The following is a 1,110-nucleotide window of genomic DNA, read 5'->3' on the forward strand; positions in this document are numbered from 1 at the left end:
CGCCTACCGTGAGTAGGCGTAGACGGAGGCTGCGGATGCGACGGGGCCTGCGACGGTGGAGAAGACGCTGACGACCTTGGAGACTTCGGTGAAGGGGGCGTTGGAGACGTAGACGAGGTCGCGGTTTCGCATGCGGAAGGCCTGGGAGGTGAACAGGCTGTTGGGGTCGCGCATGTCGATGCGGTAGACCACCGGGACCACGGGTGTGGTCAGGAGCGGCGAGGCCGGGTTGAGGCCGCGCACGACGGCGGCCGGCTCGAAGCGGAACACGAAGGTGCCGGCCGGGTCGGCCTGGAAGTCGGACAGGCCGCGGGCCTTGGCCAGGGCCTGGGCGAGCGTGATGCCCTCGGCCGAGAACGGCAGCTCGGTGGCGTTGCCGAGCGCGCCGACCGCCAGGAAGGTCTGGGGGTCGCGCACCAGGGTGAGCACGTCGTTGGGGCGCAGGTAGATGTTCTCGCGCGGGTTGGCCACCAGGGTCGTCATCGGCACGGTGGTGGTGCGGTCCCCGCGCGAGAGGCGCACGAAGGTCTCGGAGACGGGCGAGCGCACGCCGCCGGCGGAGGCCACGACGTCGAGGAGGCGGTCGCCGCCGGTCGACAGCGGCAGGCGGGCGCCGGCCACCGCCTCGCCGGTGACGGTGACGGCCTGGGAGATCGGCTTGGTGACCGAGACCAGCACCTGCGGCTGGATCGCCTTGCCGGCGAGCTCGTTCTCGATCAGCGTCTGGACGTCCTGGGTGCGGCGTCCGGCGACGTGGATGCGCCCGGCATAGGGCACCGAGATCGCGCCGTCGCGGCCGACGGCCTGCTCGGGGATCAGCGCCGACTTCGAGCCGGCGGAGAAGCGGTCGGCGACGAGCGGGCCGGAGAACAGGCCGCCCGACCCGGCCTCCCAGACCGAGACCGAGACGTAGTCGCCCACGCCGATCACCGGCTCGATCGAGGGGCGCTTGTCGCCGAAGGAGGCCAGAAGGCTGTCGAGCGGGCGCCCGCGCAGGGCCTCGATCACCGCCGGGGTCACGTCCACCAGCTCGTAGCGCGCCAGCAGCCCCTCCGGCGTCGACAGCTCCGCCCCCGCCTCCACGGCACGCGCCGTCGGACCCGAAGCCGG

Annotated in this window: 1 protein-coding gene; it reads right to left on the minus strand. The window is 72.8% G+C overall.

The window, feature by feature from the left end:
* Positions 1-3: 3 nt before the first annotated feature.
* Positions 4-1,110 (minus strand): polysaccharide biosynthesis/export family protein (locus MKK68_RS13620; RefSeq protein ID WP_244030723.1); only part of this gene is annotated, 1,107 nt, incomplete at its 5' end.

Origin of the sequence: Methylobacterium sp. E-016 (assembly GCF_022829745.1) — a bacterium.
Lineage (GTDB): Bacteria > Pseudomonadota > Alphaproteobacteria > Rhizobiales > Beijerinckiaceae > Methylobacterium.